The organism is Bradyrhizobium sp. Kon58 (assembly GCF_055807455.1).
Map to the genome: position 1 here is coordinate 1 of NZ_JBVVOT010000509.1, position 257 is coordinate 257.

Sequence of the window (257 nt, forward strand, 5' to 3'; positions counted from 1 at the left end):
CCGCGCTGAGCGCGGCTTCTTGCGCCGATCAGCTCAGCGGTGGTCAGTCCCGCTGCATCCAGGGCCAGGCGCAGGCGTTCGGCAAGGTCCCAGCGATCATCGATCAGTTCCAGGTCACCGTTCAGGCCTTCGCCCCGAGCCATGCGCTCAAGCGCGGCCAGGCACGGGGCAGTGCCGGTGATGTCCGCTACCGTTGCACCCGCAGGAACCACCACATTCTGCGCAACGTAGGCCACGTCGGCGGGCGCCTTCAGCGT

General features: G+C 68.1%; 1 protein-coding gene. It reads right to left on the minus strand.

All coding sequences use genetic code 11. The features are described 5' to 3' along the window. Positions 1-257 (minus strand): hypothetical protein (locus AC0L20_RS41290; protein WP_473295876.1); only part of this gene is annotated, 257 nt, incomplete at both ends.